At 63.9% G+C, this 23,813-nt stretch carries 20 protein-coding genes; 14 read left to right on the forward strand and 6 right to left on the reverse strand.

Annotated features, from left to right (window positions below; translation table 11 throughout):
- Positions 1-29: 29 nt before the first annotated feature.
- The 4 genes from ACK2SD_RS15720 (at position 30) to ACK2SD_RS15735 (ending at position 4,666) form a co-directional block, all read left to right on the forward strand.
- Positions 30-2,030, forward strand: coding sequence for a DNA topoisomerase III (locus ACK2SD_RS15720; RefSeq protein WP_412460261.1), 2,001 nt, complete (start codon positions 30-32; stop codon positions 2,028-2,030).
- A gap of 110 nt (positions 2,031-2,140) precedes the next feature.
- Positions 2,141-3,076, forward strand: a complete 936-nt coding sequence (gene glsB, locus ACK2SD_RS15725) for a glutaminase B (RefSeq protein ID WP_039576861.1) — start codon at positions 2,141-2,143, stop codon at positions 3,074-3,076.
- An 85-nt stretch (positions 3,077-3,161) separates the two neighbouring features.
- Positions 3,162-3,785, forward strand: coding sequence for a glutathione S-transferase family protein (locus ACK2SD_RS15730; RefSeq protein ID WP_412460262.1), 624 nt, complete (start codon positions 3,162-3,164; stop codon positions 3,783-3,785).
- 101 nt (positions 3,786-3,886) lie between these two features.
- Positions 3,887-4,666, forward strand: coding sequence for a TSUP family transporter (locus ACK2SD_RS15735; protein ID WP_039576859.1), 780 nt, complete (start codon positions 3,887-3,889; stop codon positions 4,664-4,666).
- Between the two features lie 31 nt (positions 4,667-4,697).
- On the opposite strand, the gene nudC is transcribed toward ACK2SD_RS15735, so the two are convergent.
- Both nudC and ACK2SD_RS15745 read right to left on the reverse strand, forming a co-directional pair.
- Positions 4,698-5,528 (reverse strand): NAD(+) diphosphatase, encoded by an 831-nt coding sequence (gene nudC / locus ACK2SD_RS15740; RefSeq protein WP_295487764.1) that lies wholly within the window; start codon positions 5,526-5,528, stop codon positions 4,698-4,700.
- 34 nt (positions 5,529-5,562) lie between these two features.
- Positions 5,563-6,375: a crotonase/enoyl-CoA hydratase family protein gene (locus ACK2SD_RS15745; protein ID WP_039576855.1), complete on the reverse strand. Its 813-nt coding sequence runs from the start codon at positions 6,373-6,375 to the stop codon at positions 5,563-5,565.
- 148 nt (positions 6,376-6,523) lie between these two features.
- On the opposite strand from ACK2SD_RS15745, the gene ACK2SD_RS15750 reads away from it, so the two are divergent.
- The 5 genes from ACK2SD_RS15750 (at position 6,524) to sodC (ending at position 11,541) form a co-directional block, all read left to right on the forward strand.
- Complete coding sequence (locus tag ACK2SD_RS15750) at positions 6,524-7,489, forward strand: ribonuclease Z (protein ID WP_412460263.1); 966 nt, start codon at positions 6,524-6,526, stop codon at positions 7,487-7,489.
- A 103-nt stretch (positions 7,490-7,592) separates the two neighbouring features.
- Entirely contained in the window at positions 7,593-8,021 is a 429-nt protein-coding gene (locus tag ACK2SD_RS15755; protein WP_039576850.1) for a DUF2231 domain-containing protein, read from the forward strand.
- On the forward strand, positions 8,018-9,310 hold the full coding sequence (locus tag ACK2SD_RS15760; protein WP_412460264.1) for a PQQ-dependent sugar dehydrogenase: 1,293 nt from the start codon (positions 8,018-8,020) through the stop codon (positions 9,308-9,310). Before ACK2SD_RS15755 ends, ACK2SD_RS15760 begins: the two co-directional genes overlap by 4 nt.
- A gap of 149 nt (positions 9,311-9,459) precedes the next feature.
- Positions 9,460-10,800, forward strand: a complete 1,341-nt coding sequence (glpT, locus tag ACK2SD_RS15765) for a glycerol-3-phosphate transporter (RefSeq protein WP_412460265.1) — start codon at positions 9,460-9,462, stop codon at positions 10,798-10,800.
- A gap of 222 nt (positions 10,801-11,022) precedes the next feature.
- Positions 11,023-11,541, forward strand: a complete 519-nt coding sequence (gene sodC, locus ACK2SD_RS15770; RefSeq protein ID WP_039576844.1) for a superoxide dismutase family protein — start codon at positions 11,023-11,025, stop codon at positions 11,539-11,541.
- Between the two features lie 17 nt (positions 11,542-11,558).
- Here the strand turns inward: sodC and ACK2SD_RS15775 are convergent, their stop codons facing one another.
- The 3 genes from ACK2SD_RS15775 to ACK2SD_RS15785 all read right to left on the reverse strand — a co-directional run bounded on the left by ACK2SD_RS15775 (position 11,559) and on the right by ACK2SD_RS15785 (position 15,567).
- A complete protein-coding gene (locus ACK2SD_RS15775; RefSeq protein ID WP_029613126.1) occupies positions 11,559-12,575 on the reverse strand; it encodes a CorA family divalent cation transporter in 1,017 nt (338 codons plus the stop codon).
- A gap of 181 nt (positions 12,576-12,756) precedes the next feature.
- Positions 12,757-14,040: a Zn-dependent hydrolase gene (locus ACK2SD_RS15780; protein ID WP_412460266.1), complete on the reverse strand. Its 1,284-nt coding sequence runs from the start codon at positions 14,038-14,040 to the stop codon at positions 12,757-12,759.
- A gap of 36 nt (positions 14,041-14,076) precedes the next feature.
- Positions 14,077-15,567 carry an NCS1 family nucleobase:cation symporter-1 gene (locus ACK2SD_RS15785; RefSeq protein WP_039576836.1) on the reverse strand — a complete coding sequence of 497 codons (1,491 nt, stop codon included), beginning with the start codon at positions 15,565-15,567 and terminating at the stop codon, positions 14,077-14,079.
- A gap of 616 nt (positions 15,568-16,183) precedes the next feature.
- Here ACK2SD_RS15785 and hydA point away from each other — a divergent pair.
- From hydA to preA, 3 genes are all read left to right on the forward strand, one after another.
- Complete coding sequence (hydA, locus tag ACK2SD_RS15790; protein WP_039576834.1) at positions 16,184-17,623, forward strand: dihydropyrimidinase; 1,440 nt, start codon at positions 16,184-16,186, stop codon at positions 17,621-17,623.
- Between the two features lie 125 nt (positions 17,624-17,748).
- The gene (locus ACK2SD_RS15795) at positions 17,749-19,116 is read left to right on the forward strand and encodes an NAD(P)-dependent oxidoreductase (RefSeq protein WP_412460267.1); all 1,368 of its coding nucleotides are present in this window, start codon (positions 17,749-17,751) and stop codon (positions 19,114-19,116) included.
- Entirely contained in the window at positions 19,117-20,391 is a 1,275-nt protein-coding gene (preA, locus tag ACK2SD_RS15800; RefSeq protein WP_412460268.1) for an NAD-dependent dihydropyrimidine dehydrogenase subunit PreA, read from the forward strand. It begins immediately after the preceding gene.
- An 86-nt stretch (positions 20,392-20,477) separates the two neighbouring features.
- Here the strand turns inward: preA and ACK2SD_RS15805 are convergent, their stop codons facing one another.
- The gene (locus ACK2SD_RS15805; protein ID WP_295487784.1) at positions 20,478-21,098 is read right to left on the reverse strand and encodes a TetR/AcrR family transcriptional regulator; all 621 of its coding nucleotides are present in this window, start codon (positions 21,096-21,098) and stop codon (positions 20,478-20,480) included.
- Between the two features lie 135 nt (positions 21,099-21,233).
- Between ACK2SD_RS15805 and ACK2SD_RS15810 the strand changes: the two genes are divergently transcribed.
- Positions 21,234-23,282 carry a TonB-dependent receptor family protein gene (locus tag ACK2SD_RS15810; protein WP_412460269.1) on the forward strand — a complete coding sequence of 683 codons (2,049 nt, stop codon included), beginning with the start codon at positions 21,234-21,236 and terminating at the stop codon, positions 23,280-23,282.
- Positions 23,283-23,651: 369 nt separating this feature from the next.
- The gene (locus ACK2SD_RS15815; RefSeq protein WP_155290516.1) at positions 23,652-23,795 is read left to right on the forward strand and encodes a hypothetical protein; all 144 of its coding nucleotides are present in this window, start codon (positions 23,652-23,654) and stop codon (positions 23,793-23,795) included.
- Positions 23,796-23,813: the final 18 nt, after the last annotated feature.

Genomic DNA, 23,813 nt, shown 5'->3' on the forward strand with positions numbered 1-23,813 from the left:
CCATCGTCTCTGATCAAGCGTTCACCGCCATGCGTCTTTTTCTCTGTGAAAAGCCTTCCCAAGCCAAGGATATCGCCAAGGTACTGGGCGCCAACCGCAAGGCCGACGGCTGCTGGCAGGGCACCGATGTGTGCGTGACCTGGTGCATTGGCCACCTGCTGGAAACCGCACCGCCAGACAGCTACGACGCCCGCTATAAACGCTGGACGCTGGACGACCTGCCGATCATCCCCGAACGCTGGAAGATGCTGGTCAAGCCCAAGACCGCCAGCCAGTTCAAGGCGGTCAAGCGCTTGCTGGGCGAAGCCCGCGAGTTGGTGATCGCCACCGACGCCGACCGTGAAGGGGAAATGATCGCCCGTGAATTGGTCGAGCACTGTCGTTATCGCGGCCCGGTCCAGCGCCTCTGGCTGTCGGCACTGGACGACGCCTCGATCCGCAAGGCCCTGGGCCAGTTACGCCCAGGCAGCGACACGTTCAGCCTCTACCATTGCGCGTTGGGCCGCTCCCGGGCGGACTGGCTGATCGGCATGAACATGAGCCGCTTGTTCACGCTGCTCGGGCGTCAGTCGGGCTATCAAGGCGTGCTGCCAGTGGGCAGGGTACAGACCCCGACGCTGCGCTTGGTCGTGGACCGTGATCGCAGCATCGCCGACTTCGTACCCGTGGCCTATTGGGCCATCGAAGCGCAGCTTTCCCATGCCGACAGTCTGTTCAGCGCGCACTGGCGCGCGCCCCAAGAGGCTTGCGACGACCAGGGCCGCTGCCTGAATCAGGCGCTGGCCCAGCTCGCGGCGAGCCAGATGCAGGCCGCTGGCAGCGCCCGGGTACTCAAGGTGCAGACCGAGCGCGTACGCGAGGCGGCGCCGCTGCCCTTCGACCTCGGCACGCTGCAGGAGCTGTGCTCGAAGAAGTTCGGCCTGGGTGCACAGGAAACCCTGGATATTGCCCAGGCGCTGTATGAAACCCACAAGCTGATCACCTACCCGCGCAGCGACTGCGGCTACCTGCCTGTCAGCCAGCACGCGGAGGCGCCCGCCATTCTCACAGCGCTGCAACGTGCCGACTCAAGCCTGGCCCCCCTGCAGCCGTACCTGCAGTCAGAGCGGCGCTCGCGCGCCTGGAACGACGCCAAGGTCAGCGCCCACCACGGCATCATCCCGACCGTCGCAGTCAGCGATCCGGCGCGCCTGCCGCCCAAGCACAAGTCGGTCTACACGCTCATCCGTGCACGCTACCTGGCGCAGTTCCTGCCCCACCACGAATACGACCGTACTCAAGCCGAGCTCGAGTGCGCTGGCCATGCGTTGCGCGCAATCGGCAAGCACATCGTCGAGCCCGGATGGCGCCGCGCCTTGCCCGAGGCCCTGAGCTCGACGACCAAGTCCTCCTCGGCCACCGCCACCAAGGGTCGCGAAGCCCCGCCAGTTCAGGTGCTGCCCTCACTGAAACAAGGTGACGACTGCCCACTTCAGGAACTGCAACTCAAGGACCTGTGGACCCAGCCGCCCAAGCCCTTCACCGAAGGCGACCTGATCAAGGCGATGAAAAACGTCGCCAAGCTGGTGGACGACCCCAAGCTCAAGCAGAAGCTCAAGGAGACCACCGGTATCGGTACCGAAGCCACCCGCGCCAGCATCATTCAAGGCCTGCTCGATCGTGGCTACCTGATCAAGCACGGCAAGGCCCTGTCGGCCACTCCCGCCGCGTTCAGCCTGATCGACGCGGTGCCCAAGGCGATTGCCGACCCTGGCACGACGGCCATCTGGGAGCAAGCGCTGGACATGGTGCAGAACGGTGAAATGAGCCTGGACGAATTCGTCACGCGCCAGTCGGCCTGGATGGGCAAGTTGGTGCAACGCTACGCGGGCATGCGCTTGACCATAAACGGGCCACCCGCGCCCGCCGCCGGCAAGGGCGCGCCATGGAAGAAGAAACGCCGCAGCTCAGGCAAACGCAAGACCACGACAGGCACCGCCGATACCGGCAAGAGCAAAAGCACCGGACGCCGTACCCTCAAGCCGCGCTGAGCCACTGGCACGTGCCGACAATCGCCAGTCACGGGTGTGTCGTCGGCAAGCCGCGGCGCGTCTTGTAGACCAGTTCCCCAGCTCCTTTCCAATCGCTTTCGCAGGCCCCCATGCAAGCACTACTGCAAGAGATCCTCGATCAAGTCCGCCCACTGCTCAGCCAGGGCCAGGTCGCCCAATACATCCCCGCCCTCGCTCAGGTCGACCCCAACCAGTTGGGCATCGCCGTGCAGAGCCTGGACGGCCAGTTGCACTGTGCAGGCGATGCGCGAACGCCCTTCTCGATCCAGAGCATCTCCAAGGTGTTCAGCCTGGTACAGGCGATCAACCACAGCGGCGAGGCCATCTGGTCGCGACTGGGCTACGAGCCCTCCGGGCAGGCGTTCAACTCGCTGGTCCAGTTGGAGGTGGAGAAAGGCCGCCCGCGTAATCCGTTCATCAACGCTGGAGCGCTGGTGATCTGCGATATCAATCAATCGCGTTATGCCACACCGACGCTGTCGATGCGCGACTTCGTCCGGCGCCTGGCGGCCAATCCGCGTATCGTCAGCGACGCAGTGGTCGCCGAATCCGAGTATCAACACCGCGCCCGCAACGCCGCCATGGCCTACCTGATGCAGGCGTTCGGTAATTTCCACAACGATGTCGATGCCGTGCTGCGCAGTTACTTCCACCATTGCGCGCTGTCGATGAGCTGCGTGGACGTGGCCCGAGGCTTCGCCTTCCTGGCCAACAGCGGCTACTGCCCACACAGTGGCGAGCAGGTACTGAGCCCTCGTCAGGCACAGCAGGTCAACGCGATCATGGCCACCAGTGGTTTGTACGACGAGGCTGGCAACTTCGCCTACCGGGTTGGCCTGCCAGGCAAGAGCGGCGTAGGCGGCGGTATCGTCGCCGTGGTGCCAGGGCGCTACAGCATCTGCGTGTGGTCACCTGCGCTCAACGCCTCGGGCAACTCACTGGCCGGTATGCGCGTGCTGGAACTGCTCAGCGAGCGAATGACCGGCTCGGTGTTTTCCGCCGTGGCGCAGGAGCTGGCGCGCTGACGCTGTGCTCTTGCTTCGAGTAATCGGTTATCGGGTAAGCTCAGCGCTACCTGTGCAACACGCCAACTCGAACAAGGACGATCACATGCTGCGAATACTGGGCAGGGCAAGTTCGATCAACGTACGCAAGGTACTGTGGACCTGCGCCGAGATAGGCCTGCCCTTCGAGCGCGAAGACTGGGGCTCAGGCTTTCAGCCGACTGCTACAGCCGAATTCCTCGCTTTGAATCCCAATGCCATGGTGCCCGTCATTCAAGACGGCGACGTGACCCTGTGGGAGTCGAATACCATCATTCGCTACCTGGCCAACCGCTACGGTCACTCCACGCTCTATCCCGACACCGCGATTGAGCGGGCGCGGGTGGATCAGTGGATCGACTGGCAAGCGAGCGACCTCAATCGCGCCTGGAGCTATGCCTTCATGGCGCTGGTCAGGCAATCCCCAGCGCATCAGAACCCCCAAGCGCTGGCAGCCAGTACCGGCGAGTGGTCGCGCTACATGCAGATACTGGAACGGCAACTGACAGCCACCGGTGCCTACGTCGCCGGGCAGACCTTCTCACTGGCGGACATTCCTATTGGCCTGTCGGTCAACCGATGGTTGGAAACGCCTTTGGAGCATCCTGCGCTGCCGGCCGTGGCGGATTACGCGGCACGTTTGGGTGAACGGGAAGGCTACCGACTGTTCGGCCGCAATGGCCAGCCCTGATATCGCCGCCCTTGACTGGCAACCGCGCGTCTCGGCCAGTACCATGGCCGCTCGCGCGCGACGTTTTGCCGCGCTCTTGCCCGCTGCCTGAAAGCCGTCCCATGCCCTTCGAACTCACCGTAGAACCGCTCACCCTGCTGATCCTCACTGCAGTCGCCTTCGTCGCCGGTTTCATCGATGCCATCGCCGGCGGCGGCGGGCTGCTCACCACGCCCGCCCTACTCACCGCCGGCATGCCGCCGCACCTGGTGCTGGGTACCAACAAGCTGAGCTCGACTTTCGGCTCGGCCACTGCAAGCTTCACCTACTACCGCCGTAAGCTGTTCCATCCCGCCCAATGGCGTCGGGCGATTCTCGGCACACTGGTCGGTGCATTGATCGGCGCGGTGGTTGCCCACTACATGCCTGCCGAGTGGCTGAACAAGATGCTGCCGGTGATCGTTTTCGCCTGTGGCCTGTACTTGCTGTTCGGCGGCACGCCCAAGGCCCCCCTGGACGCTGAAGCCCCGATCAAGCGGACCTGGCAGTTCCCACAAGGCTTCGGCCTGGGGTTCTACGACGGTGTCGCCGGCCCTGGTACCGGCGCGTTCTGGACCGTGAGCACGCTACTGCTCTACCCCATCGACCTGGTCCGCGCCAGCGGTGTGGCGCGCAGCATGAACTTCGTCAGCAACATTGCAGCGCTGACGGTGTTCATGGTTTCCGGGCAGGTGGATTACATCGTCGGCCTGGCCATGGGCCTGGCGGTGATGGTCGGCGCGTTCTTCGGCGCTCGAACTGCGATCAGCGGCGGCAGCAAGTTCATCCGTCCGGTCTTCATCGCCGTGGTACTGGCGTTGACCGTGCGCCTGGCCTGGCAGCACTGGTTCGGCCAGGCCTGACTCAGAGGCGACGGCAACAGCCGCCGCGGCCTCAGTTGGGCAGCGTCGGCTCGGGCAAGCCCAAACGCCGCGCGACATACAGGTCGATCAAGTAGCGCGCGATGGAACGATTGGCCGGCAGCGGCGGCAGGTCATGCACGTTGAACCAGCGCGCATCTTCGATTTCGTCCGGCTGCATGACGATCTCGCCGCCGGCATACTCGGCGTGGAACCCCAGCATCATCGAATGCGGGAACGGCCAGCACTGGCTGCCCACATAGTGAATGTTACCGACCTCCACCGCGACCTCCTCGCGGACCTCGCGCACCAGACAATCTTCCGCCGACTCGCCCGGCTCGGCAAATCCGGCCAAGGTGCTGTATACCCCGCTGACGAAACGCGGCGAGCGCGCCAACAGCACCTCGTCGCCCCGTGTCACCAACACGATCATGCTCGGCGAGATGCGCGGATAACTGCGCAGGTCGCAGGCCAGGCAGTGCATCGCCCGTTCCCAGCGGATCTGCGTCATCGGCTGGCCGCAGCTGCCACAGAAGCGATGCTCGCGGGCCCAGGTGCCGATCTGCGCGGCATAGCCAAGCAGCTTGTAGGTCTCGAAGTCGCCTTCGAGCATGAATGGACGCAGGCCGCGCCAGGTCATGCCAGGCACGTCGGTGGCGCTGCGCAGTTCGAGGAGGAAGACGGGCTCGCCGTCGAAATGGCCGATGCCGTGCTCGCAGAGCACGTCCAGCCCTTGGCGCTTGAGCCAGTCGCGTGGAAACAAGGCACCGTTGTCATCCACCAGGAACCCCGCCGGGCTGCGGGCGACGGCCCAGCCACCGGCGATCTGCGGGTCGAGTACTGCGGTAGTCCAGCGTGCTGACATGGTCATGGTCCTTCAGGCACGTACGTCGAACGGCTCAGTCGGCGAACGTCGGTTTCTGTTTATTCATGTGGGCCGCCACCGCGACCCGCAAGTCCTGCGATTGCAGCATGGCAGCATTCCAGGTGGCGATGTACTGCAGGCCATCGTCGATGCTGTGGTCACGCATGTAGCTGATCATCTCCTTGGTGCCTGCCACCGCCAGCGGCGATTTTCCGGCTATGTCCCGGGCAATGTCGAATACCGCTTCAAGCAGGGCCGAGGCCTCTTCGTGCACCCGATTCACCAGGCCGATGCGCAGTGCCTCCTGGGCATCGATCATGCGGCCGGTGTAGGCCAGCTCGCGCATCATGCCGTCACCGATGATACGCGGCAAACGTTGCAGCGTGCCGACATCGGCCGCCATGCCCATGTCCACTTCCTTGATCGAGAACTGCGCATCGGCGCTGCAATAGCGCATGTCGCAAGCCGACACCAGATCGATGGCGCCGCCGATGCAATACCCCTGGATCGCCGCCAGTACCGGCTTGCGGCAGCGGTCGACGGCATTGAACGAGGCTTGCAGACGCAAGATGGTGCGACGCAGCAGGCGCGCATTGCGGCCCACATCCGGGCCCATCTCGCCGGCCAACGAGGCCAGCATCATCAAGTCGATACCCGAGGAGAAATGCTTGCCCGCCCCGCTGATGACCACTGCCCGTACCGATTCGGTGTCGTCGATCCACTGGAAGATCCTCACCAGCTCGTCCCAGAACGCCGCGTTCATCGCATTGACCTTGTCCGGGCGGTTGATCTGCACATGGGCGATGTGGTCGGTCAGTTCGACCTTGAAGGCGGTGTACTCGGTCACGGACAGCACTCCTGTGAAGGTGAGGATGGTGCGCCGGACTATAGCGTAGCGCCCCGGCGAGACGTGTGCCAAAAGCCGGACTCCCGCCGCCTGTGCACTTCTGCCATCGCCCCCTAGAATAGCCACACACTTCAAGGAAAGATCCAGCATGGACCTGTTGTTCCTCGGCACCAGCGCCGGCATTCCCACCAAGGCGCGCAACGTCAGTGCCACGGCTGTCATCGAGGCGACCGGCAGCGGCTGGTACCTGGTCGACTGCGGCGAAGCCACTCAGCACCAACTGCTGCACACCCCGCTATCGGTACGCGACCTGCGCGCGATCTTCATCACCCATGTGCACGGCGATCACTGCTTCGGCCTGCCCGGCCTGCTGGCCAGCGCGGGGATGTCCGGGCGCCGCGAACCGCTCGATGTGATCCTGCCGACCGCGTTGCACGATTGGGTGCGTCTGGGATTGGCAGCGAGCGACACCTACCTGCCCTTCGAGCTGCGTCTACTCGCGGTGGAAGATTTCGTCGGTTGGCGCTCGGCCAGCGTGCAGGTCAGCGCAGTGCAACTGTCGCACCGGGTGCCCAGTCGGGGCTATGTGTTCACCGAGGTCAACCCGGAACCGCGCCTGGATACAGCACGGTTGGAGACCGAGCACATCCCGCGCGGCCCGCTGTGGGGGCAACTGGCGCAGGGCATCGCCGTAGCGCACCAAGGCCGTACCCTCGACCCTCAAGACTATCTGCGTGCCTCCCGCGCCCCGCGCAAGATCATCGTCTGCGGCGACAACGACCGCCCCGAGTTGCTCGCCGAAGTGGCCAAAGACGCGGACGTGCTGGTGCACGAGGCGACCTTCACCCAAGCGCTGATCGAGCGCACCGGCGCCAGCTTCGGCCACAGCAGCGCCGCCGCGATTGCGCAATTCGCCCAGGACGCAGGCGTGCGCAACCTGGTCTTGACTCACTTCAGCGCACGCTATCAGGGCGATCCACGGCGCAGCCCGAACATCGATGACATCCGCAATGAAGCCCGCGCGCACTATGGCGGCCACCTGATTCTGGCGCAGGATCTGCACCGTTATCACCTCGACCGCAGCGCGCGCCTGGTGCCCGAGGCGAATGTTTGAGCGCGAAATTACGCTGAACTAACGCCTTTACCCGACGATCCTTGACTAGGCGCAGCCAGCGCAAAACGCGCTGGCCAGTACCGCCGAACGACAAGGAGCCGCCATGACCACGACCGTCCATGACCCCTACCGCTGCCGACCCGGGCCGCTGCACGCGACACTGCTGGCCGGCACCGTGCCGTTGTTCCTGGGGGCATTGATCAGCGATATCGCCTACTACCAGAGCATGCAGATTCAATGGAGCAACTTCGCCGCCTGGCTGATCGCCGGCGGTCTGCTGTTCTGCGGCTTGGCGTTCCTGTTCGCGCTGGCCAACCTGGTGCGCGCCGAGCGCAAGGCCGGACGGCCGGTGCTCTACGTGTTGCTGTTGCTGGTGACCTGGGTACTGGGGCTGATCAACGCCTTCGAACACGCCAAGGACGCCTGGGCGGTGATGCCTTCGGGGTTGGTGCTGTCGGTGATCGTCAGCGTGCTGGCGTGCATCGCGACTTGGGTCGGCCTGACCAACCTGCGTTCCGGAGGTGCTGCATGAAAACGCCACTGACGTTGTCCGTTCTGAGCATGAGCCTGCTGCTGACCGCCTGTGGCGGCGACGGCGATGCCACCCAGGCACGCGGTCCCGATCCGAAGCTGCCTGCCCCGGAACGTGGCTTGCTGCCCAGCATGAAGATCGCCGAGCCCACTCAGTGGGGCGAGCAGAAGCCCACCGTACCCCAGGGCTTCAGCATCACCGCCATCGCCAGCGACCTGAAGATTCCGCGCCAAACGCTGGTGCTGCCCAACGGTGACATCCTGGTTGCCGAGGGTCGCGGCGGCAATGCGGCCAAGCTCAAGCCCAAGGACGTGATCGCCAGCCAGATCAAGGCCAAAGGCAACACCCAGGTCAAGGGCGGTAATCGCCTCACGCTGCTGCGCGACGCCGACGGTGACGGCCGCTACGAAGTGCAGACGGTGTTCGCCGAGAACCTCAACGCGCCCTATGGCCTGGCCTATGCCGACGGCAAGCTGTACGTGGCCAATCAGGATGCGCTGGTGCGTTTCGATTATCAGGACGGCCAGACTCAGGCCACTGGCGCACCCACCACGGTCACCGAACTGCCCTCGGCGATCAACCACCACTGGACCAAGGCGCTGACCATCAGTCCCGACGGCCGCTACCTTTACGTGGGCATTGGCTCGAACAGCAACATCACCGAGCGTGGCATGGAGGTCGAGGTCGATCGGGCGATGGTCTGGCAGATCGACGCCCAGACCGGCGCGCACAAGCCCTACGCCACCGGCCTGCGCAACCCGACCGCGCTGACCATCCAGCCCGACTCCGGTCAACTCTGGGCAGTGGTCAACGAGCGCGACGAACTGGGGCCGGACCTGGTGCCGGACTACCTCACCTCGGTCCGTGAAGGCGCCTTCTACGGCTGGCCCTGGAGCTACTGGGGGCAGAACGTGGACACCCGCGCTCAGCCGCAGAACCCAGCGAAAGTCGCCGCCGCGATCAAACCGGACTACAGCCTTGGCTCGCATGTGGCGGCACTGGGCGTCGACTTCTCGGTGGCGGCCATGGGCGAGCAGTTCGCCAATGGCGTATTCGTCGGCGAACACGGCAGTTGGAACCGGCCCAACCCGGTGGGCTACAAGGTGATCTTCGTGCCGTTCAGCGATGGCAAGCCGGCGGGCGAGCCGATCGACTTCGCCACCGGCTTTCGTGGCGAAGACGGCAAGACCCGAGGACGCCCAGTCGGGGTGACCGTCGATCCGAAAGGTGCGTTGATCATCGCCGACGATCTGGCCAACACCGTATGGCGAGTCAGCCGTAACCCGTGAACCTCAGCGGGGGCGGCGGCATGCCGCTCCTGCTCCTTCAGTAGGAAATCTCCCTGCACCACAGGTTATGCCAGCGCCGCAGTACTGTTTTCTGTAACGAAAATGTAATATTCGTTTTCGCAGATAAAACAACAACGCTGGAGCTTCCCATGCTTGCCTTCTTCCGCCCTGCCGCACACCGGGCGCCACTGCCCGCCGATCAAGTCGACAGTACTTACCGCCGCCTGCGCTGGCAGATCTTCGCCGGTATCTTCATCGGCTACGCCGGTTACTACCTGCTGCGCAAGAACTTCTCCCTGGCCATGCCCTACCTGATCGAAGAGCAGGGCTATACCCGTGGTCAATTGGGTGTGGCGATCTCCGCCATCGCCATCGCCTATGGCCTTTCCAAATTCCTCATGGGGCTGGTGTCCGACCGCTCCAACCCCCGCTATTTCCTGCCCTTCGGCCTGCTGGTGTCGGCCGCGGTGATGTTCGTGTTCGGTTTCGCACACTGGGCCACCTCCAGCGTGACCATCATGTTCGTGCTGCTGTTCATCAACGGCTGGGCCCAAGGCATGGGTTGGCCGCCCAGTGGCCGCACCATGGTGCACTGGTGGTCGCAAAAGGAACGTGGCGGTGTGGTGTCGGTGTGGAACGTGGCGCACAACGTCGGCGGCGGCCTGATCGGTCCACTGTTCATCCTGGGCCTGGGCTGGACCAACGACTGGCATGCGGCCTTCTACGTACCCGCGGCCGTCGCCGTGCTGGTGGCCGTGTTCGCCTTTGCCACCATGCGCGACACGCCGCAGTCGGTGGGCCTGCCGCCGATCGAGGAATACAAGAACGATTACCCCGAAGGCTACGATGCCAGCCACGAGCAGGAATTCAGCGCCAAGCAGATCTTCGTCAAGTATGTGCTGCGCAACAAGATGCTCTGGTACATCGCCCTGGCCAACGTGTTCGTCTACCTGCTGCGCTACGGTGTGCTCGACTGGGCGCCGACCTACCTCAAGGAAGCGAAGCACTTCACCGTCGACAAGACCTCCTGGGCCTACTTCTTCTACGAATGGGCAGGCATTCCGGGCACCCTCCTGTGCGGCTGGATGTCGGACAAGATCTTCCGGGGCAACCGTGGCCTGACCGGTATCGTGTTCATGGCGCTGGTGACCATGGCCACCCTGGTGTACTGGCTCAATCCACCGGGCAATCCTACCGTCGACATGATCGCGCTGGTATCCATCGGTTTCCTGATCTACGGCCCGGTCATGCTCATCGGCCTGCAAGCGCTGGAACTGGCGCCGAAGAAAGCCGCCGGCACCGCCGCCGGCTTCACCGGCCTGTTCGGCTATCTGGGCGGCTCGGTCGCCGCCAGCGCAGCGATGGGCTACACCGTCGATCACTTCGGTTGGGACGGTGGCTTCGTGCTGCTGATCGGTGCTTGCGTACTGGCCATCGCCTTCCTCTTGCCAACCTTGCGTCACACCCGCGTCGCGAGCAGCAGCCGCTAAGCAGAGCGCCGTTACGCCGGATAGCCATTGAACGACATGCTTTGAAACACTTGCTGACAGGCCCGCCCGTCCCGGGCCTGTCAGCCCACTTCCTCAGGTTTTCTCTCGTTTGAACGACGTTGGCTTCGTCCTACGCGACAGGGCCGCGGAAACGACTAGGCTGTTACGGCGGTCCTAGCTTGCAATGGCCTTCATTCAAACGACCCACAAGAGAAAAACGCTATGAAACGCACGCTGCTCCTCGGTCTACTCGCCAGCCTCTCCCTCGGCGCCCATGCCGCCTCCGTGGAGGTGCCGATCAACCTGGTCAGCGCTGACGGTGCGCCACAGCCGATCGGCCAGGTGACCATCAGCGAATCGGCCTACGGCCTGATCTTCACGCCTCAACTGAGCAAGCTGCCCGCTGGCATCCACGGCTTTCACGTGCACGAGAACGGCAGTTGCGATGCTGGGGTCAAGGATGGCAAGAAGGTCGCCGCACTGGCCGCTGGCGGGCACTTCGATCCGGCCAAGACCGGCAAGCACCTGGGCCCCTACGGCGACGGCCACCTCGGCGATTTGCCGGCGCTGTATGTGACCACCGATGGCAACGCCACCTATCCAGTGTTGGCACCGCGCATCAAGAAAATTTCCGAGATCAAAGGCAAGGCCCTGATGGTCCATGCTGGCGGCGACAACCATGCCGACATGCCCATGCCCTTGGGCGGTGGCGGCGACCGCATGGCCTGCGGCGTGATCTGAACCCGCGTGGCCGGGCGTCAGTAATCGCCACGCTTGCGAAATGCCCAGCGCCCGGCCAGCACCGTGAAAGTGAACACCAGCGCCACCAGCACCCAGAATCCATTGGGATCGTCGGCCAGCGGAATGCCGCCGACGTTCATACCGAAGAAGCCGGCGATGATGTTGATCGGCAGCGCCAGCACGGTTACCACCGTCAAAGTGAACAGCGTGCGGTTGTTGTCCTCGGTCAGCTTGGCCGCGATTTCTTCCTGCAACAGCTTGATGCGCTCCACCAGCGCGGTGAGGTCGTTGATGATCACCGCAAACTCCTCGGTGGCCGCACGCAACTGCCGCATGTCCTGCTCGCGCAACCACTCCGGCGGCCGGTTGAGCAGCCGCAGCAATGAGCCAGGTTCTAGCGCCAGCAGCCGCTGCAACCGCACCAGCGCCCGACGCAGGGTACTGAGCTCGGCGCGGTTGACACCCAGGCGCTGGGACAGCAACTGATCCTCGATACGGTCCACATGCAAGGTGGTTTCACGCACCACCTGGGTGAGCAGGTCGCCCTGATCGCCCAACAAATGAATCAGCAACTCGACGGTCGAGTCGAAACGCTCGCCGCGCTTGACCGACGAGCGCAAGGTATCTACCGACTGCAGCGGATGCAGGCGCGCACTGACCAACAGCCGACGGCGCGCGCAGGCCCACAATGTCGACACCTCGGAGGACACCCGTCCGAAGCTGAACACCACGTCATTGACCACGGCCAGCAAGGCCGCATCGGTGTGCTCGATGCGCGTGGAGCGAGAGCCCTCGCGCAGGGTCTCGAAAAACGTCTCCGGCAACGCCAGGTTGCTGCGCATCCAGCGTTCGCACGAAGCGTGAGCAAGATTCAGGTGCAGCCAGAGAAAATGCTCGGAGTCGTCGTCCTCCTGCATCAGATGCATGGCCTGATTGGCGTCGATCTCGCGTCCTGGCTCGCCGGGACGGAACACGAAACCGCAAAGCAGGCCATGCAGCTCGGTTTCCTGGGCACCGTGCGCGGCGCCTGCCAATGGGCGAGTTTTGTCGGATGAGGATGAATGATGTGTGGGCAAGGTGAGGCCCTGGCGCGGTGGAGGATGGCGCGATCATAGGTAAGCCAATATGACGATCTTGTGACCATGTACTGATCTTCATCCAGCCGCCCACACCGTCATTCTGGGGCCGCTGGGCGACCCCATCCTCCGGGAGGCCTCAGGCTGCCTTGCGCCCCAGGGCGATCGCCTGCGACGCCGCCAGCATTGACCGCAGCAGCACGGCGCAACCGGCTGCCAGATCTTCGGGCGCAGCGTTCTCGATCTCGTTGTGGCTGATGCCGTTCTCGCACGGCACGAAGATCATCCCCGCCGGGCCGAGTTCGGCCAGGAAGATCGCGTCGTGCCCTGCCCCGCTGACGATATCCATGTGCGACAGGCCCAGGCTTTTCGCCGACTCACGCACCGCATCGACACAGCCCTTGTCGAAATACAGCGCCGGGAAGTCGGCGGTCGGCGTCAGCTCGAAGCTCAGCCCGTGTTTCTCGCACGTGCGCTCGATGACTTCGCGCACCTCGGCGATCATCGCGTCCAGCCGCTCGCCCTGCAGATGACGGAAGTCCAAGGTCATGCGCACTTCACCCGGAATCACGTTGCGCGAGCCTGGGTAGGCTTGCAGACAGCCGACCGTGCCACAGGCATGCGGCTGGTGACCCAGGGCGGCGCGGTTGACGGCCTCGACCACTGCCGCCGCCCCCAACAATGCATCCTTGCGCAGGTGCATCGGCGTCGGCCCGGCATGCGCCTCGACGCCGCGCAGGCTCAGGTCGAACCACTTCTGCCCCAGGGCGCCGAGCACCACACCGAGGGTCTTGTGCTCGTCTTCCAGAATCGGGCCCTGCTCGATATGCGCCTCGAAGTAGGCGCCCACCGGATGCCCCAGCACCGCACGCGATCCGGCGTAGCCGATCGCCTGCAACGCCTCGCCGACGCTGACACCCTCGACATCGCGTTTGGCCAGCGTTTCCTGCAGGGTGAACTTGCCGGCGAAGACCCCCGAACCCATCATGCAGGGCGCGAAGCGCGAGCCCTCTTCGTTGGTCCAGACCACCACCTCCAGAGGCGCCTCGGTTTCCACGCCCAAGTCGTTCAAGGTACGGATGACCTCCAGGCCCGCCATCACCCCGAAGCAGCCATCGAACTTGCCGCCGGTGGGTTGGGTATCGATGTGACTGCCGGTCATCACCGGCGGCAGGTCTGGGTTACGCCCGGGACGCCGGGCGAATACGTTGCCCACCGCATCGACGCTGACGCTGCAGCCGGCGGCTTCGCACCACTGCACGAACAGGTCACGGGCCTGGCGGTCGAGGTCGGTCAGCGCCAGCCGACAGACCCCGCCCTTGGGCGTTGCGCCCAGGCGTGCAAGGTCCATCAGCGACTGCCACAAACGGGCGCTGTCGACATGGCGGTCGGTGGAATTCAGCACATGCTCGATCGGTTTCATCGCAAGTCTCCTCAGGCGTTTTCTTGTTCTCAGGGTTCAAGGCAGTGGCTTGACCAGCGGCGCCGGCCCACGCACCGCGACTCGGCCCAGGGCGTAGTACAGGCCGGCACCGAGCAGCGATCCGGTGAACCAGCCGTAGTCGTAGAACCAACTGAAGCGGCTGTTGCCGATCGACATCAGGGTCAGCGCCACGGGCACCGCGAAGGCCAGAAAGCCGGCACGGTTCCATGCGGGGTACACGTCATCGCGGTACAGTCCGGCCAGGTCCAGGCGTTGCCGACGCACCAGGAAGTAGTCCACCACCATGATGCCGGCGATAGGCCCGAGCAGGCTCGAATAGCCCAGCAGCCAGTTGGAATAGACCGTCTCCAAGCTGATATCGGAGACGATCCAGCCCAGCTTCTTGAACAGTTCGTGGGCCATCAGCGCCAGGCCGATCAACCCGGTGAGCCAGACCGCGCGGCTGCGACCGATCAGGCGCGGAGCAATGTTCTGAAAGTCGTTGGTGGGCGACACCACGTTGGCAGCGGTGTTGGTGGCCAGGGTCGCCAGCACGATCAGGGTCATGGCCACCGCCACCCAACCAGGGCTCTGGATCTTGCCGATCAGGGTCACCGGGTCGGACACCGTCTCCCCCACCAAGGAAGCGGAGGCGGCGGTCATGATCACCCCCAGCGAGGCGAACAGGAACATCGTCAGCGGCAGGCCGAATATCTGCCCCAGTACTTGGTCTTTCTGGCTGCGGGCGTAGCGGCTGAAGTCGGGGATGTTCAGTGACAAGGTGGCCCAGAAGCCGACCATGGCGGTGAGTCCGGCGCAGAAGTATCCCACTACGCTGGCGCCCTCCGGACGCTTCGGCGGCTGGGCCAACAGTTCGCTCATGGACATGTGCGGCAAGGCCCACACCAGCAGCCCCACCCCTACGGCAACCAACAGCGGTGCCGCCAGGGTTTCGAGCAGCTTGATCGACTCGGCACCGCGCAGCACCACCCATAGGTTCAGCGACCAGAACAGCATGAACCCGATCACCTCACCCGTGCCGCCCAGGCTCTTCCAGCCCTCGAACAGCGAGCCAAGCAGCAGGTGGATGGCCAGGCCACCGAACAAGGTCTGGATGCCGAACCAGCCGCAGGCCACCACCGCCCGAATCAGGCACGGCACGTTGGAGCCGAGGATGCCGAACGAAGAACGCAACAGCACCGGAAACGGAATGCCGTACTTGGTTCCGGGAAACGCATTGAGTGTGAGCGGAATCAGCACGATGAGGTTGGCCAGCAGGATTGCCAGCAACGCCTCGCCAACGCTCAGACCGAAATAGGCCGTCAGCACCCCACCCAGGGTGTAGGTCGGGACACAGATGGACATGCCGACCCATAGGGCGGTGATGTGCCATTTGTTCCAGGTGCGCTGGTGCACCTGGGTCGGTGCGATGTCGTGGTTATAACGGGGGCTGTCGAGTACATCGCTACCGGCTGCCAGTTCGTACAGCCCGTGATGTTCGATCACCTGCGATCTGCTCTGTTGCATGGGGCCTTCTCCAGAATTGTTCTAGTTATTCGCTCATCGGCTGATTCGATGGCCGGAGTAAACACATCACCAGTACTGCACCTCCGGTCCGGCCTGGCGGTGGGGCCGCAGTCAAGATGCGTGCCGAACAGGCGGGGGCACCACGCTCGGCCACTGCCAACTGGAGGTAATTCACTGATCTGCAAGGCATTGATCGACGACGCTCGACGACACCGGGGTTACCGGGTTCTGTCGATACGCTCGTCTCGGGCCGGCCCTGGCCCCTACACCGGTATCACCCTGGTGCAGCCTGGTTTTTTTTCGGTGTGGTTCGCACCGACCTGCCAGGTTTCAAACGGCTGATTTCGCATGGAAAATCTTGACCAGATTTCGATCTTGTCAAGTGCGTCAAAATGGTGAGAACGTGCCCCAGATTGGGGATTTATGCTTTTTATTGTTATTTTTCAATAAGTTATCAACCGAATAAGCTTATAAATTATTTTCTTGATCAAACGACGATCAGCATCTAGATTCCAATCTTGTCATGCGTGACAGGATTGCTCTGCACCCTCGAAACGCTGGCACTCACAATTTCAAGAACCGGCAAAACGACCGGTCAGCCTGCGAGGAAGACGGCATGTCCCTGTTGATCCGTGGCGCCACCGTGGTCACCCACGAAGAAAGCTTTCGCGCTGATGTCCTGTGTGCTGATGGTCTGATCCGCGCCGTCGGCCAAGACCTCGAAGCCCCCGGCGGTTGCCAGATTCTCGACGGCAGCGGCCAGTACCTGATGCCCGGCGGCATCGACCCCCACACCCACATGCAATTGCCGTTCATGGGCACCGTGGCCAGTGAAGATTTCTTCAGCGGCACCGCCGCAGGCTTGGCTGGCGGCACCACCTCGATCATCGACTTCGTCATCCCCAACCCGCAGCAATCGCTGCTCGAGGCCTTCCACACGTGGCGCGGCTGGGCACAAAAGTCGGCCAGCGACTACGGTTTCCACGTCGCGATCACCTGGTGGAGCGAGCAGGTCGCCGAAGAAATGGGTGAACTGGTCGCTCGGCATGGCGTGAACAGCTTCAAGCACTTCATGGCCTACAAGAACGCCATCATGGCCGCCGATGACACCCTGGTGGCCAGCTTCGAGCGCTGTCTGCAACTGGGCGCCGTGCCGACCGTACATGCAGAGAACGGTGAACTGGTGTTCCACCTGCAGAACAAGCTGCTGGCCCAAGGCATCACCGGCCCCGAGGCGCACCCGCTGTCACGTCCGGCGCAGGTGGAGGGCGAAGCGGCCAGCCGCGCGATCCGCATCGCCGAGACCTTGGGCACGCCGCTGTACCTGGTGCACATCTCCAGCCAGGAGGCGCTGGACGAAATCGCCTATGCCCGCGCCAAGGGTCAGCCGGTGTACGGCGAAGTGCTGCCGGGCCACTTGCTGATCGACGACAGCGTCTACCGTGACCCTGATTGGCACACAGCCGCCGGCTATGTGATGAGCCCACCCTTCCGCCCCCGCGAACATCAGGAAGCACTGTGGCGCGGCTTGCAGTCGGGCAACCTGCATACCACCGCCACCGACCACTGCTGCTTCTGTGCCGAGCAGAAAGCCATGGGCCGCGACGACTTCAGTCGCATCCCCAACGGTACCGCGGGTATCGAGGACCGCATGGCGGTGTTGTGGGATGCCGGGGTCAACAGCGGTCGTCTGTCGATGCACGAGTTCGTCGCCCTCACCTCCACCAATACGGCGAAGATCTTCAACCTGTTCCCGCGCAAAGGCGCGATCCGCGTTGGCGCCGACGCCGACCTGGTGCTGTGGGATCCTGAGGGCACCCGTACCATTTCGGCCACTACCCACCACCAGAAGGTCGACTTCAACATCTTCGAAGGCCGCACCGTGCGCGGCATCCCCAGCCACACCATCAGCCAGGGCCGGGTGCTCTGGGCCGACGGCGATCTGCGCGCCGAACCAGGTGCGGGCCGCTACGTGGAACGACCGGCCTACCCCTCGGTGTACGAGGTACTGGGTCGGCGAGCCGAACAACGGCGGCCGACGCCGGTTCAGCGCTGAAGCCGCAGGGCTGACCTGCAGCGTCCGACAATAACGACTCAGAAACACCTGTTGACTGCCATCCCCTGAACGGACGGGCGAGTAACCGCCGCCTGTACCCATAAGAAAAGAGAGAGGCTACAACCGTGATCGACACCCTGAACCACCTACCACGTCCCAGAGCCGGCGCCGACCAGCTCGATACCGCCTTCAGCGACCTCGCCCCGCCCCTGACTGCGCGCCAGGCCGCCGTGGAAAGCGCGCGCTGCCTGTACTGCTACGACGCACCGTGCGTCAACGCTTGCCCGAGCGAGATCGACATTCCGTCGTTCATCCACCGCATCAGCGACGACAACCTCCAGGGCGCCGCCGAGCGAATTCTCTCGGCCAACATTCTCGGCGGCAGTTGCGCGCGGGTTTGCCCCACGGAAATCCTGTGTCAGCAGGCTTGCGTGCGCAACAACGCCCAGGAATGCGCGCCCGTGTTGATCGGCCAGTTGCAACGCTATGCGCTGGACAACGCCCACTTCGCCGCCCATCCGTTCCAGCGCTCGCCGGCCACCGGCAAACGCATCGCCGTGGTCGGCGCCGGTCCTGCAGGACTGTCCTGCGCGCATCGTCTGGCGCTGCACGGGCATGAGGTCGTGGTGTTCGAGGCCCGCGAAAAAGCCGGTGGGCTGAATGAGTACGGCATCGCCCGCTACAAGCTGGTCGATGACTACACCCAGCGCGAAGTGCAGTTTCTGCTTGGCGTAGGCGGTATAGAAATCCGCCACGGGCAGCGTCTCGGGGACAACCTGAACCTGGGCGAATTACGCGAGCAATACGACGCGGTATTCCTCGGCCTCGGCCTGAACGCCGTGCGCGAACTTGGCCTGGCCGATGAAGATGCGCCGGGCATGCTCGCCGCCACCGACTACATTCGTGAACTGCGTCAGACCGACGATCTCAGCCAACTGCCTCTGGCCGAGCGCTGTCTGGTGATCGGCGCCGGCAACACCGCCATCGACATGGCCGTACAGATGAGCCGGCTGGGCGCGCGCGACGTCAACCTGGTATACCGCCGCGGCGTCGCCGACATGGGGGCCACCGACCACGAACAGGCCATTGCCAAGGCCGACCAAGTACGACTGCACACCTGGGCGCGTCCCGAGGCCGTGCTGCTCGACGAACAGGGCCGGGTCCGGGGCATGCGTTTCGTTCGCACCGCGTTGGTCGAAGGCCGTCTGACCGACACCGACGAGACCTTCGAGTTGGCCGCAGATGCGATCTTCAAGGCCATCGGCCAAGGGTTCGACCACGCCGGCCTGGCCGACCCGATTGCCGCGCAGCTGGCACGCGACGGCGAGCGCATTCGCGTCGACGCGCAGATGTGCACCAGCCTGCCTGGCGTCTATGCCGGCGGCGACTGCACCGCGCTGGGCCAGGACCTCACCGTCCAGGCCGTGCAACATGGCAAGCTGGCCGCCGAAGCCATCCATGCCCAACTCATGCTCAACGTGGAGGCTGCGTAAATGGCCGACTTGTCCATCGAATTCGCCGGCATCAAGGCGCCTAACCCGTTCTGGCTGGCCTCCGCGCCGCCCACCGACAAAGCCTACAACGTGATCCGCGCCTTCGAGGCCGGTTGGGGCGGCGTAGTGTGGAAGACGCTTGGCGAAGACCCCGCTGCAGTCAACGTGTCGTCGCGCTACTCCGCGCACTTCGGCGCCAACCGTCTGGTGCAGGGCATCAACAACATCGAGCTGATCACCGACCGTTCGCTGGAGGTCAACCTGCGTGAGATCACCCAGGTGAAGAAGGACTGGCCGGACCGTGCGCTGGTCGTCTCGCTGATGGTGCCGTGCGAGGAAGAGAGCTGGAAGTTCATCCTGCCGCTGGTGGAGGCGACCGGCGCCGACGGCATCGAGCTGAATTTCGGCTGCCCCCATGGCATGCCCGAGCGCGGCATGGGCGCGGCGGTCGGCCAGGTGCCTGAGTATGTGGAAATGGTCACACGCTGGTGCAAGACCTATTGCTCACTGCCGGTGATCGTCAAGCTCACCCCCAACATCACCGACATTCGTCAGTCGGCGCGGGCGGCCCATCGCGGGGGCGCGGATGCGGTGTCGCTGATCAACACCATCAATTCGATCACCAGCGTTGACCTGGAACGCATGGTCGCTCACCCCATCGTCGGCGATCAGAGCACTCACGGCGGCTACTGTGGTTCGGCGGTCAAGCCGATCGCGCTGAACATGGTCGCCGAAATCGCCCGCGACCCCGAAACCCGTGGCCTGCCCATCTGTGGTATCGGTGGCATCGGCACCTGGCGAGACGCCGCCGAGTTCATCGCCCTGGGCAGCGGCGCGGTGCAGGTGTGCACGGCCGCGATGCTGCATGGCTTTCGTATCGTCGAAGACCTGCAGGACGGTCTGGCGCGCTGGATGGACCAGCAGGGACACCGCAATTTGGAGGCCTTCCGGGGTCAGGCGGTGGCCCACACCACCGACTGGAAGTACCTGGACATCAACTACAAGTCGGTGGCGCACATCGATCAGTCGGCCTGCATTGGCTGCGGACGCTGTCATATCGCCTGCGAAGACACTTCGCACCAAGCCATCGCCAGTACCCTGCAGGCTGACGGTACTCACACCTACAGCGTGATCGAGGAAGAATGCGTCGGCTGCAACCTGTGCCAGATCACCTGCCCGGTGCAGGACTGCATCGAGATGGTCGCCCAGGACACCGGCAAACCGTACTTGAACTGGACCCAGGATCCACGCAACCCCTACCGTGAAGCGAGCTGACATCGCTCACCCTGCAAATGAGCCCGCTCCGTCAAGTTACAGGGGCGGGCCGCCCAGTGCAGGTGCGACTTCAGTGACCTTCACCGCTAGGGCTCCAGACCGATCCCCCGCAGAATCACGCCAGTCACCGTTTGCACGGACCGCTCGAAGGCCATGTCCGAGAGCGGCTCGCCGTCGTTGAGCAACGCCACCTGATAGCCGAAGTCGGCGTAATGCTGAGTCGAGGCCCAGATCATGTAGAGCAACGCCGACGGCTCCACCGGCAGAATGAGCCCCTGCTCCACCCATCGGCGAATCTTGGCTTGCTTGAGCTGTGCCCACGGCACCAGCGAATCGCCCAGGCTGTCACCTAGCAGCGGCGCCCCATGCAGGATTTCCTCGGCCCAGACTTTCGAACCCAGCGGACGCGAACGCGAGTGGCCCATCTTGGCGCGGATGTAGCTGGTCAGCACAACGCGCGGGTCGTCGAAACGCTCGAAGCACAGCGCATCCTGCTTCCACACCTCCAGCAAGTCCTGCAGCACCGCGCGGTACAGCTCGTCCTTGGTATTGAAGTAGTAGTGCAGGTTCGAGCGCGGCAACTGCGCACGCTCGGCGATATCGGCCATGGACGTGACGCCGTAGCCTTGCTCGGCGAATACCTGCTCGGCGGCCTGGAGAATCTTCTCGATGTTGCGACGGCGGATCTCGATCTTGTGGTTGGCCATGGGGCGTCCGAAACGGCGTTAACCGGCCAAGGCTACCACGCAGGTTCATGTGGCGCGCCCTGCAGATCGCCGACTGTGCTTCGTCCTCCAGTTGCAGCGTCACAACCCCGCCTTCGTTCTGGAAACCCCTTGCCCATGCGTCAGACTCTTCCCCTTTCCCTGCTGGCCCTGTGGGTCAGCGCCACCGCCCAGGCCGCGGAGCCCATCGAGCTGGGCCAGGTGCTGATCCAGGACCAGGAGCACGCCGAGCTGCAGGATGCCGCCGCACGCCTGCACGAGATCCCCGGTGCCAGCAACCTGGTGGACATGGACAGGGTCGACCAGGGGCGCGTGGCCAGCAACCAGGATGTGCTGGCCTATCAACCGGGCGTGTTCGCCCAGTCGGCCGGCAACGATGGCATCAAGCTGTCGATTCGCGGCTCCGGCATCAATCGCGCACCGGGCGCCCACGGCTCTGGGGTCTACACGATGTTCGACGGCTTGCCGCTCACAGGGCCAGGCGGTACGCCCTATGAGCTGTTCGAGCCGCTGTGGCTCAGCCGTGCCGAAGTCCTGCGCGGGGCCAACGGTTTCGATCGAGGCGCCCTGGCCTTGGGCGGAGCGATCGATTACGTCACCCACACCGGGCAGGATGCCGCGCCTCTGCAGGTCCGCTACGAGGTCGGCAGCCGGGGCTATCAGCGCCGGCACATCAGTTCCGGACAGGTGCTGGGCGATCTGGACTACTACGTAGCCCTGACCGACGCCGACTACGATGGCTATCAACGCCACAGCAGCGGCAGCGCCAAAGGCATCGCCGCCAATATCGGCTACCGCTTCAACCCGAACCTGCAGACCCGCTTCTACCTGCGCTACCGGGAGACCGAAAACCAGCTGGCCGGACGCCTGACCAAGGCGCAGATCAAGCACGACCCGCGCGCCGCCAATCCGGGCTATCTGGCACGCGACGACAGTCGACCTCAGCCGGGTAGCACCTGGGTCGGCAATAAAACCACCTTCTTCCTCGACGACGACTCACGCCTGGAAGCGGGACTGGTCTACCACGACTATCCCATGGACCTGCGCGAAGGCCCGATGCGCCTGAAGGTGGCCTACACCGACGTCAGCGGTACGCTCAACTACATGCGCCGCGACACACTGTTCGGCCTCGACAGCAAAACCACCGTCGGCTGGCGCACCACCAAGCATCTGCCCAACAGCGGCGCGTCGCAGTTCGTGCGTAACGGCGATGTCTTCGGCCCACGCAGCCGCGATTTCAGCTACCAAGGCTCGGATACCGTCCTGCATGCAGGCAACGACCTGGAACTGCTGCCCGACCTGTGGCTGACCACCGGCCTGGCGATGATCTACACCCGCCGGGAGAGCGCGGTCAGCTACCCGGCCAATGGCGGCAAGGTCAGCCAGCACGACTGGGACTACGCGCCACGCGTGGGCCTGCGCTACGACATCGATCCACAGACCCAGGTCTACGGTAACCTCAGCCGCTCGGTAGAGCCACCGCACCCCTGGTCGCTGATCTGGAGTTCGACGGTAGCGACTCAGCCAATCAAGCTGCAGAACCAGACCGCCACCACCCTCGAACTCGGCGCGCGCGGCGATGCCGCACTGGGGCACTGGGAGCTGGCCTGGTACTACTCGCAGGTCCGCCATGAACTGCTGGCGGTGGAAATCGTCCCGGGTCAGCCGTTCAAAGAGTTCAACGCCAGCGCCACAGTGCATCAGGGGATCGAGGCCGGGCTGGACAGCCTGCTTTGGCAGCGGCCCGGTGCCGGTAAGTTGTCGCTGCGTCAGGCCTACACCTTCAGCGATTTCCACTACCGCGACGACGACCGCTTCGGCGACAACCGCCTGCCCGGGATCCCCATGCACGCCTACCAGGCCGAACTGCGCTACGACTGGCCGAACGGCTTCAATGTCGGCGTCAATACGCAGATCGCCTCCAAAACACAGGTGGACTATGCCAACAGCTACCACGCCGATGCCTACGCGCTGCTCGGCGCGCGGCTGGGGTGGGACTCGCCCAAACGCGATTGGCAGACCTGGCTCGACCTGCGCAACCTCACCGGACAGCGCTACGCCGCCACCGTGACACCTGGCTTCGATGACCGCGGCAACGACATGGCGCGCTCGACGCCAGGCGAGGGGCTGGCCGCTTACGTGGGTGTTTCTTACACCTTGAAATAAGAAGCGGACACTTGCCAACACTTCATGCAGCCGTTGATTGCTGGGAACAGGCCTCAAAGGCTGTATGAACAACGGCAAAATTTCCAATTTCGACGGTTTATACGGAAGAACCCTACGAACATCGAATGAAAGCTCTTTCCGCTGATTGTCCGTTAACGACCGGCACAGGCCTTTGAAACGGCCGACGTCTGCCCACCTAAACGCGTCCGCTTGAAAAACCGTCGTCAAGCGGTGCAATTGTGACCCCTGGTGTCATCACGCAGCCGCCCCGCCCGTTGCCGTCTATGAGCACAGCACATGACTGGGAAACACTGTGTCTGCGGGCCATCCGGCACCGCCAAAGACACTCACTGTTCTAGGAGTTTCATCATGGGATATCTCTTTCGTGGTCTGAGCAACAAGCTGAACGAGCAGGACGCCGAGCGCGTCGAGCAACCTGTCGAACAGGCCACAGAGCAGCGCGAAGCCCTGCAACTGGCCGAGCATGAGCAGGTTGAGCTCAAAGGCGAATAACCTTGCCTGCAAGGCGGC

Origin of the sequence: Pseudomonas sp. SC11 (assembly GCF_047039205.1) — a bacterium.
Classification (GTDB): domain Bacteria; phylum Pseudomonadota; class Gammaproteobacteria; order Pseudomonadales; family Pseudomonadaceae; genus Aquipseudomonas; species Aquipseudomonas boreofloridensis.

Bases quoted from the DNA above. Each gene is read 5' to 3' on its own strand.
- ACK2SD_RS15720 (WP_412460261.1), top strand. From the start codon at position 30: ATGCGTCTTTTTCTCTGTGAAAAGCCTTCCCAAGCCAAGGATATCGCC.
- glsB (WP_039576861.1), top strand. From the start codon at position 2,141: ATGCAAGCACTACTGCAAGAGATCCTCGATCAAGTCCGCCCACTGCTC.
- ACK2SD_RS15730 (WP_412460262.1), top strand. From the start codon at position 3,162: ATGCTGCGAATACTGGGCAGGGCAAGTTCGATCAACGTACGCAAGGTA.
- ACK2SD_RS15735 (WP_039576859.1), top strand. From the start codon at position 3,887: ATGCCCTTCGAACTCACCGTAGAACCGCTCACCCTGCTGATCCTCACT.
- nudC (WP_295487764.1), bottom strand. From the start codon at position 5,528: ATGTCAGCACGCTGGACTACCGCAGTACTCGACCCGCAGATCGCCGGT.
- ACK2SD_RS15750 (WP_412460263.1), top strand. From the start codon at position 6,524: ATGGACCTGTTGTTCCTCGGCACCAGCGCCGGCATTCCCACCAAGGCG.
- ACK2SD_RS15755 (WP_039576850.1), top strand. From the start codon at position 7,593: ATGACCACGACCGTCCATGACCCCTACCGCTGCCGACCCGGGCCGCTG.
- ACK2SD_RS15760 (WP_412460264.1), top strand. From the start codon at position 8,018: ATGAAAACGCCACTGACGTTGTCCGTTCTGAGCATGAGCCTGCTGCTG.
- glpT (WP_412460265.1), top strand. From the start codon at position 9,460: ATGCTTGCCTTCTTCCGCCCTGCCGCACACCGGGCGCCACTGCCCGCC.
- sodC (WP_039576844.1), top strand. From the start codon at position 11,023: ATGAAACGCACGCTGCTCCTCGGTCTACTCGCCAGCCTCTCCCTCGGC.
- ACK2SD_RS15780 (WP_412460266.1), bottom strand. From the start codon at position 14,040: ATGAAACCGATCGAGCATGTGCTGAATTCCACCGACCGCCATGTCGAC.
- ACK2SD_RS15785 (WP_039576836.1), bottom strand. From the start codon at position 15,567: ATGCAACAGAGCAGATCGCAGGTGATCGAACATCACGGGCTGTACGAA.
- hydA (WP_039576834.1), top strand. From the start codon at position 16,184: ATGTCCCTGTTGATCCGTGGCGCCACCGTGGTCACCCACGAAGAAAGC.
- preA (WP_412460268.1), top strand. From the start codon at position 19,117: ATGGCCGACTTGTCCATCGAATTCGCCGGCATCAAGGCGCCTAACCCG.
- ACK2SD_RS15805 (WP_295487784.1), bottom strand. From the start codon at position 21,098: ATGGCCAACCACAAGATCGAGATCCGCCGTCGCAACATCGAGAAGATT.
- ACK2SD_RS15810 (WP_412460269.1), top strand. From the start codon at position 21,234: ATGCGTCAGACTCTTCCCCTTTCCCTGCTGGCCCTGTGGGTCAGCGCC.
- ACK2SD_RS15815 (WP_155290516.1), top strand. From the start codon at position 23,652: ATGGGATATCTCTTTCGTGGTCTGAGCAACAAGCTGAACGAGCAGGAC.